This window comes from Vibrio sp. V43_P6S15P86 (genome assembly GCF_009904725.1).
Lineage (GTDB): Bacteria > Pseudomonadota > Gammaproteobacteria > Enterobacterales > Vibrionaceae > Vibrio > Vibrio diabolicus.
Genome location: NZ_WXWT01000367.1, coordinates 1 through 14,413, shown reverse-complemented (window position 1 = coordinate 14,413; position 14,413 = coordinate 1). Strand labels below are relative to the sequence as shown.

Sequence of the window (14,413 nt, the reverse complement as noted above, 5' to 3'; positions counted from 1 at the left end):
TGTTTACATTGAACGTGAGCGGAAAACATACGCTATTTATGATATCAAAAATAGGTACAACCAGTTTTTTATCTACAGTAGCTGCAAGATATGGTTTAATCCGTCGGTATTATGTCGAATTTATATCTTTCGCAATGAAGCGGAAGAGTTGAGAGAAAAGGTCTTCCATGAGTTGGCTTGAAAAGATTTTAGAGAAAAGCAACCTAGTAAGTTCACGCAAAGCTTCTATCCCAGAAGGTGTGTGGACTAAATGTACCTCTTGTGAACAGGTTTTATACCATGCTGAACTAGAGCGTAACCTAGAAGTTTGTCCAAAGTGTAACCATCACATGCGCATGAAAGCGCGTCGTCGTTTGGAAACGTTTTTAGATGAAGGTAATCGAGTTGAATTAGGTACCGAACTTGAGCCACAGGATAAACTGAAATTTAAAGATTCTAAGCGATACAAAGAGCGTATCTCTGCAGCACAAAAAAACAGCGGAGAGAAAGATGCGCTAGTTGTGATGCAAGGTGAACTGCTTGGTCTACCGCTTGTGGCGTGTGCGTTTGAATTCTCCTTTATGGGCGGTTCAATGGGGTCAGTTGTTGGTGCTCGCTTTGTAAAAGCGGTGGATGCAGCAATTGAAAACAATTGTGCACTTGTTTGTTTCTCAGCAAGTGGTGGCGCTCGTATGCAAGAGGCATTGATGTCTCTTATGCAAATGGCAAAAACCAGTGCTGCGCTTGAGCGTCTATCAGAAAAAGGTCTGCCGTTTATTTCGGTTCTAACTGACCCTACAATGGGTGGTGTATCAGCAAGTTTGGCTATGTTGGGTGATATCAACATCGGTGAACCTAAGGCGCTGATTGGCTTTGCTGGTCGTCGTGTTATCGAGCAAACTGTACGTGAAGATCTTCCTGAAGGTTTCCAGCGTAGTGAGTTCCTGCTTGATCACGGTGCGATTGATATGATCGTTGACCGTCGTGAAATGCGTCAGCGTGTGGGTGGTCTAATCGCTAAGATGACTAACCACAAGTCTCCTTTGGTGGTTTCGGTTAACGAATCTCCAAATGAAGAACCATATTCTGTACCAGAAGCGGACGAAAAAGGGTAAAGTATCAACTAACATAAAAACCAAAGAATTTAATGGTTAAAGTTAGATGACCCAAAACCCAATTCCTCAAGCCACATCTTCATTAGAGATGTGGCTTGATTATTTAGCAAATATTCATTCCTCAGCAATTGATCTAGGCTTAGACCGTGTCCAAGCGGTAGCAAACAAAGCCAATCTTACCAAACCAGCTCCAACCGTAATCACCGTTGCCGGCACCAATGGCAAAGGTTCAACGTGTGCGTTAATGGAAGCCATTTTACTCGATGCTGGCTATTCCGTCGGTGTTTACAGCTCTCCGCACCTGATTCGTTACAACGAGCGTGTACGTATTAATGGCGTCGACGTTGTAGATGCAAAGCACTGTGAAGCATTCGACTATGTAGAAAAGCAGCGTGGTGATATCAGCTTTAGCCTCTTTGAATTCGGTACGCTTGCTGCGCTACGTATTTTCCAAGTAGAGAAAGTCGACGTTGTGTTGCTTGAAGTAGGACTTGGCGGCCGTCTAGACGCCACCAACGTTGTTGACCATGATGTTTCTGTTATTACGAGCTTAGCGATCGATCATGTGGATTGGCTTGGCGATGACATCAATGTCATTGGTTTTGAAAAGGCAGGCATTTACCGTCCAGGGAAGCCAGCAATTTGTGGTCAACCAACGCCACCGGCGACCGTGGCAGCTCATGCTGACGATATTGGCTCTGAGTTCTTCCAAGTTGGTATTCAGTATGATTACCAACTAACTAATAATGGTTGGAAGTGGAGCAGTGGTGCATTTGCGTTAGAGGATTTACCTGTTCCATCGTTACCGCTACAAAATGCGGCAACAGCATTGATGGCGTTAGGAGCATCGGAATTGCAAATCACTGACATAAACATTGTCAATGGCTTGAATAATGCTCGCCTGGCAGGGCGCATGCAGATATTGCATCTCGAGCCAGAGATAATCCTTGATGTCGCGCACAACCCGCACTCTGCTGAGTATTTGGTAGAGAAAGTGAAGCACCAATATTTGGGTAAGAATATCCATATTGTGGTCGCGATGCTGCATGACAAAGACATTAAAGCAACCATTGAAGCGCTAACTCCAATTGCAACACAATGGTATCCAGCGTCGCTAACCGGACCGAGAGCGGCGACTGCTGGAGAGTTGTGCCAATACTTACCCGATGGGCAAGTTCATTTTGAAAACCCTGTTGACGCCTTTGAGAATGCAAGAAGCCACGCAAAGCAAGAAGACGTCATTCTGGTGGTTGGTTCATTCCATACTGTCGGAGAGGTATTGGAACATTGGCAATCAAAGAATAAATAAGCAAAGGTATTTTGATGGCAAGTAAATTCCAAAGTCGTTTAGTCGGCACCATCATTCTAGTCGCAGTCGGAGTGATTGTTCTTCCCGATGTGCTAGATGGTAAGAAACTGCACTACAAAGAAGAATTTGCCAGTATTCCTATCAAACCTGAACTTGATAGTGATGTGGAAAACTTCGAAATATTAGAGCCAGTGGAAGACGACATAGCGTTACCGGACTCTCCAGTTGAAGCGGTGGTGCAGGAGCAAGAGGGCGCCCAAGTGGCTGCTTCTGAGCCTGACCCAACGCCGGCGCCTAAACCAGAGGTCATCAAACAGCCAGAGCAAGTTGAGGTGGCCACTCGTCCTGTGCAAGAAAAAAATCAATATGAAGATTCTGCTTGGATCATTCAGTTGATGGCGCTTAAGAATCACGAAAATGCGGTCGCGCTTGTCGCTGATTTGCAAAAGCGTGGCTATCAAGCTCATACAAAGAAAGAAAACGAGTTTACGAGAGTGATTGTTGGTCCTGATGTGTCAAAAAGTAAACTTGAACGACAAGTCAAGGAATTACAAAAAATTACAGGCTCAAAAGGTCAATTGCTTAAATTTAAGCCATTAAATCCATAAGAAAACGTTTGCGTCAGCATTTTTTCTGTTAAAATGCGCGCCAACTTAAGATGAAGAAAACATGAATTGGATAGATTTTATCATTTTAGGTGTGATCGGATTTTCAGCTCTGATCAGTTTAGTTCGCGGTTTTGCTAAAGAAGCTTTGTCTTTGGTGATTTGGTTTGGAGCGTTTTTTATCTCCAGCAACTACTACGCCAAATTGGCGGTGTACTTCACCAACATCGAAGATGACATGTTTCGTAACGGAGCGGCGATTGCGGCTTTATTTGTCGCGACCTTGGTAGTTGGTGCAGTGGTGAATTATGTCATTGGTCAACTGGTACAAAAAACAGGGCTATCAGGTACGGACCGAATTCTTGGGATTGTATTTGGTGGTCTACGCGGAGTCTTAATTGTTTCTGCGGTGCTGTTTTTTATGGATGCGTTTACTGCATTCCCAAGCTCGGATTGGTGGAAAGATTCACAGTTGATCCCTGAGTTCAGCCGTATCATCGCCCCATTCTTCGAGCATTTACAAGCAACATCAAGTTTTCTGTCTGGCACTATCTAGTAGTGCCAGCTACTGTCGCAAATCGAGGATTAGGACATGTGTGGTATTGTTGGAATCGTGGGCACAACGCCTGTAAACCAGTCTATTTATGACGCGTTAACGGTGTTACAGCATCGTGGCCAAGATGCCGCTGGTATTTGTACCATAGAAAGCAATCGTTTTCGTCTGCGCAAGGCGAACGGTTTAGTCAAGGATGTATTTGAAGCAAGACATATGCAGCGCCTGCAAGGCGAGGTCGGAATTGGTCATGTTCGTTACCCAACAGCAGGCAGCTCAAGCGCTTCAGAAGCTCAACCTTTCTACGTAAACTCTCCTTTCGGTATTACACTTGCCCACAATGGCAACTTGACCAACGCTAACGAAGTTCGTCAAAAGCTGTTTGAAAAAGATCGCCGTCATATCAATACCACTTCAGACTCCGAAGTATTACTAAATGTACTGGCACACGAAATTGACTCAGTAAAAGGAAATGTCACGACAGAAGACGTATTCCGCGCAGTCACCAATGTGCATCGCACAATTCGTGGTGCTTACGCTGTGACTGCCATGATTATCGGTCATGGTATGATTGCGTTTCGTGACCCACACGGTATTCGCCCGCTGTGTTTAGGTAAGCGTGAAGTTAATGGCAGAGCGGAGTACATGGTTGCGTCTGAATCGGTAGCATTGGATGCCGTCGGTTTTGATTTTGTTCGTGATGTTGCACCTGGTGAGGCGATCTACGCAACGTTTGACGGTGAACTGTACACGAAGCAGTGTGCAGACAATCCTAAGCTGAACCCTTGTATTTTTGAGTTCGTGTATTTTGCTCGTCCAGACTCGTTCATCGATAAAATTTCGGTATACAGTGCTCGCGTTGAAATGGGTAAAAAGTTAGGCGAACGTATTCGTGAAGACTACGCAAATCTTGATATTGATGTCGTTATTCCTATTCCTGAAACATCGTGCGACATCGCACTTCAAATCGCTCAAGCGATCGATATCCCTTACCGCCAAGGCTTCGTGAAAAACCGTTACGTGGGGCGTACGTTTATCATGCCTGGTCAGCAACAACGTAAGAAATCTGTACGTCGCAAGTTGAATGCAATTCGTTCGGAGTTCAAAGATAAGAATGTGTTGCTGGTGGATGACTCTATCGTTCGTGGTACTACGTCAGAACAAATCATCGAAATGGCACGTGATTCTGGTGCGAAGAAAGTGTACATGGTATCAGCAGCACCAGAAGTTCGATTCCCGAACGTGTACGGCATTGATATGCCAAGTGCTACCGAGCTCATTGCTCATGGCCGTGACAACGATACAATTTGTAAGCAGATTGGTGCTGATGCATTGATTTATCAACGTCTAGAAGACTTGGTTGAGGCAGTCGGTCTTGGAAACCAAGATATTACTCAGTTCGATACATCCGTGTTTAACGGCGAATACGTAACGGGTGATATTGACCAACAATACCTAGACTTCTTAGATGGTCTTCGTAACGATGATGCGAAAACACAACTTGAAATCCAACAGGATTTAGCAAACCTAGAGCTGCATAACGAAGGCGCATAATAGGCGTTTTCTTGAGGCGTAAAAAAAACCAGAGCTCCGGCTCTGGTTTTTTGTATTCGCTATCGAATTAGTGAATGTTGTAAGCGATCACAAAGTCGATAAAGAGACGAACTTTCTCTGGCAGGTGATCTTTGTGGTTGTAAAGCATATAAATGTCGCGCGGGTTTGCACTCCAATCTGGCAGTATGCGTACCAAATCGCCGCTTTCGATGTATTCTTTGATCATGACATCTGGCATTAGCGTGATGCCTAAACCTTCGGAACAAGCACTGCGTACTACATTTAGTGCATTCGCCTGAAAGCGACCACGATCAACGTTTACGACAGACTCGCCTTTGCTATTAATTAAGGTCCACTTGATAAGAGGGTAGCCTTTTAGCAATGAATGGTTAGAGAGCTCTTCTGCGTGGTTTGGTGCCGGATTCGAGGCAAGGTAGTCAGGACTTGCGACAAGAATATCCTTCACTTCGCCAATCTTGCGTGCGATCAGGCTAGAATCACGTTGGGGCCCCACTCGAAAAATGACATCCCATTCAGTCGGGTCAAGCTTGTCTGCATTATTTTCTGTCGTTAGTTCGATATTGATGTCCGGATACTGCTTCATAAAGCTGTTGAACATCGGCATCATCATGCGCTTAGTTAAGTTATAAGGCGCCGATATCTTAATCTTGCCTGATGCTCCTCGGCAGTCGTCAGTGATTTCCTCTGCTGCCGTGGTTAGCCTTTGTAGCAAAGGAGAGCACTCATGGTAAAAACGTTCCCCGGCTTCTGTAAGCGAGAGTTTGCGAGCGTGACGGTTCAACAGTCGAAGATTGACAGAGTCTTCTAGCGCTTGAATGCGTCGGGTGATGGTCGCAACCGGGATCATGGTTTTTCGCGAAGTTGCGGTGTAGCTCCCATTTTCGACAACCAGTCGAAACAGGTTTAAGTCATCTAATTTCATATTTCCAGACACATTAAATTACCGATTACGGCTAATTTATAATTAACTTTGTGATCAAAGCTTGCTTTAAGTCAACATGTTGCATCATTTGAACACAGCAACCCTGTTTGAGTAAATACTGTTATACCCCGTAATATTTGTATAAACGCCGTTTTCAAGCTACGTTTTATAACAAGGCGGAACGGCCTCAAGTCTTGCTGCGCAACGTTTCGCCGGATGTAAACACAACAAAAATAATGACTTAATAATAAATCTGTTTTTTGACTTAGCTTTGTGAGGTGTAAAGGTATGTTTAAGACTCACAGTCAAACGGCAATGGTCTCGGCACAGGAAGTGGTTAATCAAAAACTAATTATGTTGGTGGATGATGATCCAATATTTCGTAAAGTAACCAATGCTTATTTAGAAAGTCAGGGTTTTAAAGTAGTAGAAGCTGAAAACGGCCTAGAGGCGCTTCAACAACTCAGGGAATGCCAACCCGATCTTATCTTGTGTGATTTATCGATGCCGGTATTAGATGGCATTGAATTCGTCGAAGAAGTCAGTCTTGAATATCCATACTTGCCGCTTATCGTGGTATCCGGCACGGATGAAATGTCCGATGTCGCGAAAGCGTTGCGATTTGGTATTAAAGATTTTCTTCCTAAACCGATAGGTAATTATGAGCACCTATCTCAGGCGATAGACAATACGCTCGAAGATACCGATAGCCATTTCTCAGAACAGCGAGACTTTTCAAGTCAGTGGTTCCGAGTCGATGACGGTGGCGAAATCCCAGATGAGCAAGAGCTTCACTGGCATCTAGAGTATTTGCAGCAGAACCCGAGTGCTGCAAGAGATTTACTGCATGCTCTATTGCCAGAGAAAGATGCTTCTCAAGGTGATTGGCGCTGCTCATACCGTTTATTGCAATCGACGGACGTTATGCCACTGGTGTTCGATTATCGTTGGTTAATGAATGGGCAATTTGCGTTCTATCTCGTTGACTCTGCTTCCCAGAGTAATGATGGTGTCGCGACGACATTGCTTGTTAGGGCCTTGTTTGACGATTACCTGCGTAATTTGAAGAGTTTCAGTGCTGATCTGAAGGATATGGTAGGGATCATTGAAAAAGGAATCGAGTGTTCAGAGTGCGCTGGTGCGGTTAATGCTGTATTTGGTGTTGCTGATCTGGCTTCGTCCTCCGTTTCTATCCTGCCTGCGGGTTTAGATAGCCATTGGTCTGACGGAAATACGAATCAACATATCGCGGCAGGTAACTGTTTAGGGGGAGGAAGTATGAAAAACTTCATAACCCGAGATTTACCGCTAGGTGTTGCTGGTCAGTTATCCATTGGTTGTTTAGGTTCTTCAAGTTTTAGCTTAAATATTGCCCGGAAATCACGACTGGTATAATTCTGACTTCATAACACAATAAGCAGCGTCTTGGCGCTGCTTATTGTCTTTTTAGAACCACAAAAAACAACAAATGCTCGAACAATAACCTTACTTTTTGCTGGTGTTTAGATTTGGCTGTTTAAGGTATAGTCAACGCTTAAAACAATAATGACCCATTTGTGCAACGATAATTTAACGCTGTGCCTTGGGAGAAGCAAAGTCAACTAGTGAGAAGATACATCATGGCAGACAAAGATTTTAAAGAGCCTTATAATATTTTTTACTTTTTAGGTTTCATTGCAGTACTTTTAATTCCAACACTACCTGCAACGCTAACCTGGCTTCGTGTAATGAATGGTTACGCAGGCTTTTAATCTAGCTATTTTGTACCGGAGTTCACCATTCGTATTAAGCGTTACTTTTTCAATACCGTTGGTGGACTCTGTATTGTGCTCGGCATTGCCGGCATAGCCCTTCCGCTTTTACCCACCACTCCTTTCATTCTACTTGCTAGTGCATGTTTTATGCGTGGTAGCCCCACATTTCATCATTGGCTACATAACCACAAAACGTTTGGGCCGATTCTCGATAATTGGCATAAGCACCGGGCTGTTACTTCAAAAGTAAAGCAGCGTGGCGCCATTTTTATTGCACTTAGTTTCATTGTTTCAATCGTCGTTGTTCCCCTTGTTTGGGTAAAAATTGGTCTTTTAGTGATGCTAATCGTTTTACTCGGCTGGTTTATACGTCTGCCTGTGATTGAGTTGGTTGCTGACAGAGAAGAAAATCACTAAGATTGTAGAGAATAGTGTGCCCGCTCTTCGAGTGGGCGTTTGTATTTTCAGCGCCTGTGACTGTTACGAAAATAAGCACATAGTGGTGAAAACCTATTGTTCGTTGCCCTCGTGATACTGCGATTAGAGAGGGCGATGAGCCAATCTAAGTAAATCGGTATTATGACTACAGAAACAATTTCACTGATCAAATCTAGCATCAAAAGCATCCAAGACTACCCAAAGCCAGGCATTCTATTTCGTGATGTAACGAGCCTTCTTGAAGACGCAAAAGCATACCAAGCGACGATCAACCTTCTTGTTGAACGTTACAAAGATATGGGCTTTACCAAGGTTGTGGGTACGGAAGCTCGTGGCTTTTTATTTGGTGCGCCTTTAGCGCTTGAGCTAGGTGTTGGTTTTGTACCAGTACGTAAACCAGGCAAGCTACCACGTCCTACTGTTGCTCAATCTTATGAGCTTGAATACGGCGTGGATACACTAGAAATCCATACAGATGCCATCGTTGAAGGCGACAAAGTACTGGTTGTCGACGATTTATTGGCAACGGGCGGCACTATTGAAGCGACGACTAAGCTGATTCGCCAACTGGGTGGTGAAGTTGAGCACGCTGCGTTCGTTATCAACCTACCAGAAATCGGTGGTGATAAACGTTTAGAAGCACTAGGTCTAAACGTATACAGCATTTGCGATTTTGAAGGACATTAATACATTCAATGAGTTATTTAGCTTTAGCGCGAAAATGGCGTCCTAATCAGTTTGACCAAGTTGTCGGACAAAAACATGTCCTGACGGCGTTGGAAAATGCACTGGCGCAAAACCGTTTACACCATGCTTATCTGTTCAGCGGGACTCGTGGTGTGGGTAAAACGAGTATCGGTAGGTTGTTTGCCAAAGGCTTGAACTGCGAAACCGGTATTACCGCGACACCTTGTGGTAAGTGCGATACTTGTCGTGAAATTGATGAAGGTCGCTTTGTCGATCTTCTTGAAATCGACGCGGCATCACGTACTAAAGTTGAAGACACTCGCGAACTGTTAGACAACGTTCAATACAAACCTGCTCGTGGACGGTTTAAAGTGTACCTCATCGATGAGGTACACATGCTATCGCGTCACTCTTTCAATGCGTTGTTGAAAACCCTGGAAGAGCCGCCAGAGTATGTGAAGTTCTTACTCGCGACAACCGATCCACAAAAGCTGCCTGTTACTATATTGTCGCGTTGTCTACAGTTCCATCTCAAACCGATCAGCGTTGATGATATTCATCAGCAACTTGACTACATTTTGGGTCAAGAGCAAGTATCGGCAGAACCAAAAGCACTGGGTATGATTTCACATGCTGCAGATGGCAGTATGCGTGATGCTCTCAGCTTGACCGATCAAGCAATTGCTTTAGGTAACGGTGCGGTGCAAACTGATATTGTCAGCCACATGTTGGGGACGATTGATACCGACCAAGCGATTCACTTACTGGAGTCAATCAGCAGCAAGCAACCTCAACAAGCCATGGATAAAATCCAGCAATTAGCAGCAAATGGTGTTGAGTGGGATGGTTTGTTGCAGCAAGTCGCAACACAGCTTCATCGAATTGCGATGTATCAAGCGCTGCCAGCGTCGCTAGACCGAGCGCAGCCAGATGCAGAAAAAATCGAGTTGTTGAGTAAAGCACTAAGCCCGCAAGACGTTCAGCTTTACTACCAAATTGCATTGAAAGGTCGTGAAGATTTGACTCTCTCGCCAAATGGGCGAGTCGGTCTGGAAATGATTGTGCTGCGTATGATGGCGTTCCGCCCATCAAATAACAGTGGGGCAAATGTTGTTTCTAGTAACTGCGAACCAGCTTCAGCCCCAGTTCAAAGTGCCAGTCAACCAAAGACTGCACCAGCTCAGACTGTAGCTGCTCCTCGAACTCAGCAGCCGAGTCCAGCACAAAGCACACCACAAGTGGCGCCTCAACCTTCATCCAATTCGCAACCTGAATATCACGCGAGTGGATATGAGACGGTTCCGCCACAGTATGATATGGCGCCGCCGATGAGCGAAAACCCAGCGCCGCAGCATGAAACGCCACCTCAACAAGTGCAAGAGAGCGTTTCAACACCGGCGCGCGGTGGTCTAAGCGGTTTACGTCACCAATTACGCTCTCAGCGTCAAGGCCTACAACAGAACACTCCTCAAAATGGTGGCTCAAAAAAGCCTAAAGCGGCATCTGCACAACCAGAATCGGTTATCGACCGAGTAGCGCAATTGCATGGCAATTCCGCGCAGGTGTCGCCAAACTCAGCTCCGAAGTCGACGGAGCCACAAGTTGAGGAAGCGTATCGCTGGCGTCCAAGCAAGCCTGTTGAGACAAAAGTGAATACAAAACTGACACCTACGCAGCTCAAGCAGGCACTTGAGCATGAGAAAACGCCTGAAATGGCACAAAAGCTCATCGATGAATCGTTAGAACATGATGAATGGGCGAAGCTAATCAGCTTAATGGAGATCCCTAAGCTGGTAGAGCAACTTGCGCTAAACTCTCATTATAGTAAGGAAGGAACAACCGTTTCGTTATTATTGAGAAGCAGCCAAGCTCATTTGAATACTGATAGAGCTCAAGCCGAATTGCTTAAAGCACTTAATACCGTGTTAGGTGAAGAGTGCCACATGAGCATCGAAATAGGGGAGAGTGGAGAAACACCACTTGAACTTAGAGATAGGCTCTATCAAGAGAAATTACAGCAAGCGCTGAACAGTTTAGAAAACGATCCAAATGTTCAATTTATTGAACGTCGTTTTGCTGCAGAGCTTGATAAAGATAGTGTGCGCCCTATCTAATAATCGAATGGAATGGGGTTGAAAACCTAAGGGTATAACCCCATTAATTGATGCAACACCTCATTAAACCAGAGAGATAAACATGTTTGGTAAAGGCGGTATGGGCAACCTAATGAAGCAAGCCCAGCAAATGCAAGATCGCATGCAAAAGCTTCAAGAAGAAATCGCGAATATGGAAGTAACTGGCGAGTCTGGTGCTGGCCTAGTAAAAGTTACTATCACTGGTAGTCACAGCGTACGTCGTGTTGACATCGATGAAAGTTTGATGGAAGACGACAAAGAAATGCTTGAAGATTTGATCGCTGCGGCGTTCAACGATGCGGCCCGTCGTGTTGAAGAAACTCAAAAAGAGAAAATGGCTTCTGTAACTGGCGGTATGCAACTACCACCAGGTATGAAAATGCCATTCTAATCTGCTGATATTTAATTAAGCGGACTTTTAATGCGTACCAGTCATATGCTGGAGCAATTGATGGAGGCCTTACGTTGTCTACCTGGGGTTGGCCCCAAGTCGGCGCAGCGTATGGCCTTTCATTTGTTACAGCGCGATAGAAAAGGCGGTTTGCAACTTGCAGATGCGCTTAGCCAGGCAATGACAGAAATCGGTCATTGTACTGAGTGTCGAACCTTCACCGAAGAAGAAGTCTGTCATATTTGTACTAACCCAAAACGCCAAGAAAATGGTCAAATTTGTGTGGTAGAAAGCCCGGCAGACATTGCTGCAGTCGAAGCAACGGGCCAGTATTCTGGTCGATACTTTGTTCTTATGGGACATTTGTCACCACTAGACGGTATTGGTCCAAGTGATATTGGACTGGATGTGCTTGATTACCGCTTACGTCGCGGTGATATAGCCGAAGTGATTTTAGCAACAAACCCGACGGTTGAAGGCGAAGCCACTGCACATTACATCGCAGAGCTATGTAAAGAACACCAAGTTGATGCCAGCCGCATCGCGCATGGTGTGCCTGTCGGTGGAGAACTTGAGCTTGTCGATGGCACGACGTTGTCACACTCGCTGTTAGGTCGACACAGAATTTAATAAAAAGCCGCTGAATTCAGCGGCTTTTTTGATTTTGGGAGTTGAGAACGATTAATCGTTCGATTCTTTACCAAGAAGGTTTTTGTAGATGACTGCACCAAGTACACCACCCAAAATAGGCGCAATCCAGAACAGCCATAATTGAGAAACTGCCCAGTCACCCACATACATTGCGACTGCTGTACTACGAGCCGGGTTTACTGAGGTGTTTGTGACAGGAATGCTGATCAGGTGAATAAGAGTCAGACACAAACCAATCGCTATAGGTGCAAAACCTTGAGGTGCACGTTTGTCTGTCGCCCCCATGATTACGATAAGGAACATCATCGTCATTATAACTTCAGAAACTAGCGCAGCGAGCATGGAGTACTGACCCGGCGAGTGTTCACCATAACCATTGGCGGCAAAACCAGAACCCACAACATCGAATCCAGCTTGTCCTGTCGCGATGACATAAAGAATGCCACCAGCGATCAGCCCGCCGAGCACTTGTGCGATGATGTAAGGCGCAACGTCTTTTGTCTCAAAACGACCGCCAGCCCAAAGACCAACCGTCACTGCCGGGTTCAAGTGACAACCTGAAATATGACCGATTGCAAATGCCATGGTTAAAACGGTTAAACCAAAGGCCAGAGCAACGCCCAGCAGACCAATACCCACATCTGGGAAACCTGCAGCCAACACTGCGCTACCGCAGCCGCCCAATACTAGCCAGAACGTACCAAAAGCCTCTGCCAAATACTTGTTCATGTTACTTCCTAATTTCTACTTAAATGACCCGCTGAACATAGTCGAGAATTGTCAATAAAGTGTGAGGGAGATCGCGTAAAGACTGCAAATAGGACGGTATGTGGCAAGAGTTCTCAAGGATGAGAGAAAAGCAAGGAGAGGAGAGGTTGAATCTTAAGGTTGCCTTGGCCATCACTACCTGAGTAACAGCCAAGGCAAAGTAGGTTTTAGCTAAATGCGACGAAAGGTGATACGCACAACAAAATACCAGTCGCAATAATCAAGTAAAGCGACGCGCCTTTGTATTTGTGTAAAGAAGGCACTTGGTAGACAAGGTAAGCTGGAATCAAACAGCCAATCAAACCAAAGATAGGGCTACATACTGATGTAAAGCTCAGAACTGGTAGATTCAATACAATTGCACCCCACGCCATGAGAATCGCAAAGAGAATGATTCCCTTGGTAACTAAGTCTTTATTGATCTTATCTTCAGGCATGACCTTTTTTAGAGCCAGCATCGCTAGACCTTGGCAAGAATCGCGGAAACCTAAGTACACGCCAAAAAACGCAGTCATTACTGAGAAAATATTCAGCATCAAACTCATTAGTTTTAGCGTCGTGCCGTCCATACCTTGCGCAACCATCGCAAGAGCAGAGATGTTCTCTTCTGCTGCTTTAACCGCTTGTTCATGTGACATCGCAAGCGTAAAGGAAATCGCGTAGAAGAAGACGGTCACAAACAAGATACCGAAAGCAATTTTCATTGCGCGCATGGCTTTAAAGCGAGCAACCTCAATCGATTTTTCTTTTGATCGGTACGAGATCACCATTGGGCTCAAGCTTTGAATGAAGAGAATAGACGTTAGAGTAAACGGCAGTAGCTCAATTGCATCTTTCAAACCAGCGCCTGTTTCTGGAATTGCACCGACATTCGCTACATCCCATTTTTCGATCATCATGACGCCAAGTAATGCAACGGTACAAAGTTTAATCAGTACAAGACCAGTACTGACCTTAAACAAAATCTTTTCACCACGAGATGCAATAGCGACCAGCGCGCACACTAAAGCCAGACCATATAGCGGGTTTTCAGACAATAAACCTTCCGTGATGCCAAAACTATGTAGGAAAGATGCCGAGTCATTGTTGATAGCTGTTGAGTAAACAAAGACCCAAATTACCAACATGATGAAGTAGAGCACACCTAATAACGCCCCCCATTTGTTACCAAGGTAACCGGAAATGACGCCAGCGTAATCTTGGCACTTTGGTGAACTTGAGAGAGTGTTGATGAAAAGGCGTTGGAACAAGTACATCGCTGGGTAGCCGATCACGGCAGAGGCCAAGAATACCCAAAGGCTCAGTACGCCTACTTTTACTGGTAAAAAGACAATACCGGCACCGATTGCCATGCCGATACTCATGATCACCCATCCCCAGTCTGTGCTATCAAACTTGATCGCGGCTTTCCACTCGTCTAGGGCCATGCCTGCTTTTACGTGCGGTGGCTCTTTACCGATGGGTAAGGTTTGTGTAGGTGCTGTCACGCTCATCTTATTGTTTCTCTTGTTAGTATGAATTTTTCTCAAAT

General features: G+C 45.1%; 15 protein-coding genes. 12 read left to right on the top strand and 3 right to left on the bottom strand.

Annotated elements, in window-relative coordinates:
* Nucleotides 1–167: 167 nt before the first annotated feature.
* From accD to purF, 5 genes are all read left to right on the top strand, one after another.
* Nucleotides 168–1,094, top strand: a complete 927-nt coding sequence (accD, locus tag CAG69_RS16765) for an acetyl-CoA carboxylase, carboxyltransferase subunit beta (RefSeq protein ID WP_005397203.1) — start codon at nt 168–170, stop codon at nt 1,092–1,094.
* Between the two features lie 46 nt (nt 1,095–1,140).
* Complete coding sequence (gene folC, locus CAG69_RS16760) at nt 1,141–2,403, top strand: bifunctional tetrahydrofolate synthase/dihydrofolate synthase (RefSeq protein ID WP_161445256.1); 1,263 nt, start codon at nt 1,141–1,143, stop codon at nt 2,401–2,403.
* Between the two features lie 14 nt (nt 2,404–2,417).
* Nucleotides 2,418–3,011 carry an SPOR domain-containing protein gene (locus CAG69_RS16755; protein WP_161445254.1) on the top strand — a complete coding sequence of 198 codons (594 nt, stop codon included), beginning with the start codon at nt 2,418–2,420 and terminating at the stop codon, nt 3,009–3,011.
* Nucleotides 3,012–3,072: 61 nt separating this feature from the next.
* Nucleotides 3,073–3,564, top strand: coding sequence for a CvpA family protein (locus CAG69_RS16750; RefSeq protein WP_005380590.1), 492 nt, complete (start codon nt 3,073–3,075; stop codon nt 3,562–3,564).
* Nucleotides 3,565–3,600: 36 nt separating this feature from the next.
* Nucleotides 3,601–5,115, top strand: coding sequence for an amidophosphoribosyltransferase (purF, locus tag CAG69_RS16745; RefSeq protein WP_005397209.1), 1,515 nt, complete (start codon nt 3,601–3,603; stop codon nt 5,113–5,115).
* A gap of 67 nt (nt 5,116–5,182) precedes the next feature.
* Here the strand turns inward: purF and CAG69_RS16740 are convergent, their stop codons facing one another.
* Entirely contained in the window at nt 5,183–6,058 is an 876-nt protein-coding gene (locus tag CAG69_RS16740; RefSeq protein WP_005397211.1) for a LysR family transcriptional regulator, read from the bottom strand.
* Nucleotides 6,059–6,346: 288 nt separating this feature from the next.
* Here CAG69_RS16740 and CAG69_RS16735 point away from each other — a divergent pair, with 288 nt between their 5' ends.
* From CAG69_RS16735 to recR, 7 genes are all read left to right on the top strand, one after another.
* Complete coding sequence (locus CAG69_RS16735) at nt 6,347–7,453, top strand: response regulator (protein WP_161445252.1); 1,107 nt, start codon at nt 6,347–6,349, stop codon at nt 7,451–7,453.
* A 224-nt stretch (nt 7,454–7,677) separates the two neighbouring features.
* Nucleotides 7,678–7,809, top strand: a complete 132-nt coding sequence (locus CAG69_RS22665) for a hypothetical protein (protein ID WP_005380608.1) — start codon at nt 7,678–7,680, stop codon at nt 7,807–7,809.
* A 33-nt stretch (nt 7,810–7,842) separates the two neighbouring features.
* Nucleotides 7,843–8,229, top strand: a complete 387-nt coding sequence (locus CAG69_RS16730) for a DUF454 family protein (RefSeq protein WP_161445260.1) — start codon at nt 7,843–7,845, stop codon at nt 8,227–8,229.
* Nucleotides 8,230–8,391: 162 nt separating this feature from the next.
* Nucleotides 8,392–8,937, top strand: a complete 546-nt coding sequence (apt, locus tag CAG69_RS16725) for an adenine phosphoribosyltransferase (protein ID WP_005380615.1) — start codon at nt 8,392–8,394, stop codon at nt 8,935–8,937.
* Nucleotides 8,938–8,945: 8 nt separating this feature from the next.
* A complete protein-coding gene (gene dnaX, locus CAG69_RS16720; protein ID WP_161445250.1) occupies nt 8,946–11,051 on the top strand; it encodes a DNA polymerase III subunit gamma/tau in 2,106 nt (701 codons plus the stop codon).
* An 82-nt stretch (nt 11,052–11,133) separates the two neighbouring features.
* Nucleotides 11,134–11,463 (top strand): YbaB/EbfC family nucleoid-associated protein, encoded by a 330-nt coding sequence (locus tag CAG69_RS16715; protein ID WP_005380618.1) that lies wholly within the window; start codon nt 11,134–11,136, stop codon nt 11,461–11,463.
* A gap of 30 nt (nt 11,464–11,493) precedes the next feature.
* On the top strand, nt 11,494–12,093 hold the full coding sequence (gene recR, locus CAG69_RS16710; RefSeq protein WP_031780610.1) for a recombination mediator RecR: 600 nt from the start codon (nt 11,494–11,496) through the stop codon (nt 12,091–12,093).
* A 51-nt stretch (nt 12,094–12,144) separates the two neighbouring features.
* Here the strand turns inward: recR and aqpZ are convergent, their stop codons facing one another.
* Together aqpZ and CAG69_RS16700 are read right to left on the bottom strand one after the other, a co-directional pair.
* Nucleotides 12,145–12,843, bottom strand: coding sequence for an aquaporin Z (aqpZ, locus tag CAG69_RS16705; protein ID WP_161445248.1), 699 nt, complete (start codon nt 12,841–12,843; stop codon nt 12,145–12,147).
* Nucleotides 12,844–13,049: 206 nt separating this feature from the next.
* Nucleotides 13,050–14,309, bottom strand: coding sequence for an amino acid permease (locus CAG69_RS16700; protein WP_161445258.1), 1,260 nt, complete (start codon nt 14,307–14,309; stop codon nt 13,050–13,052).
* Nucleotides 14,310–14,413: the final 104 nt, after the last annotated feature.

What these genes read in the sequence shown, in the direction of transcription:
- apt (WP_005380615.1), top strand. Translation starts at nt 8,392, where the DNA reads ATGACTACAGAAACAATTTCACTGATCAAATCTAGCATCAAAAGCATC.
- CAG69_RS16740 (WP_005397211.1), bottom strand. Translation starts at nt 6,058, where the DNA reads ATGAAATTAGATGACTTAAACCTGTTTCGACTGGTTGTCGAAAATGGG.
- dnaX (WP_161445250.1), top strand. Translation starts at nt 8,946, where the DNA reads ATGAGTTATTTAGCTTTAGCGCGAAAATGGCGTCCTAATCAGTTTGAC.
- CAG69_RS22665 (WP_005380608.1), top strand. Translation starts at nt 7,678, where the DNA reads ATGGCAGACAAAGATTTTAAAGAGCCTTATAATATTTTTTACTTTTTA.
- recR (WP_031780610.1), top strand. Translation starts at nt 11,494, where the DNA reads ATGCGTACCAGTCATATGCTGGAGCAATTGATGGAGGCCTTACGTTGT.
- purF (WP_005397209.1), top strand. Translation starts at nt 3,601, where the DNA reads ATGTGTGGTATTGTTGGAATCGTGGGCACAACGCCTGTAAACCAGTCT.
- accD (WP_005397203.1), top strand. Translation starts at nt 168, where the DNA reads ATGAGTTGGCTTGAAAAGATTTTAGAGAAAAGCAACCTAGTAAGTTCA.
- aqpZ (WP_161445248.1), bottom strand. Translation starts at nt 12,843, where the DNA reads ATGAACAAGTATTTGGCAGAGGCTTTTGGTACGTTCTGGCTAGTATTG.
- CAG69_RS16715 (WP_005380618.1), top strand. Translation starts at nt 11,134, where the DNA reads ATGTTTGGTAAAGGCGGTATGGGCAACCTAATGAAGCAAGCCCAGCAA.
- CAG69_RS16750 (WP_005380590.1), top strand. Translation starts at nt 3,073, where the DNA reads ATGAATTGGATAGATTTTATCATTTTAGGTGTGATCGGATTTTCAGCT.
- CAG69_RS16755 (WP_161445254.1), top strand. Translation starts at nt 2,418, where the DNA reads ATGGCAAGTAAATTCCAAAGTCGTTTAGTCGGCACCATCATTCTAGTC.
- CAG69_RS16735 (WP_161445252.1), top strand. Translation starts at nt 6,347, where the DNA reads ATGTTTAAGACTCACAGTCAAACGGCAATGGTCTCGGCACAGGAAGTG.
- folC (WP_161445256.1), top strand. Translation starts at nt 1,141, where the DNA reads ATGACCCAAAACCCAATTCCTCAAGCCACATCTTCATTAGAGATGTGG.
- CAG69_RS16700 (WP_161445258.1), bottom strand. Translation starts at nt 14,309, where the DNA reads ATGGCCCTAGACGAGTGGAAAGCCGCGATCAAGTTTGATAGCACAGAC.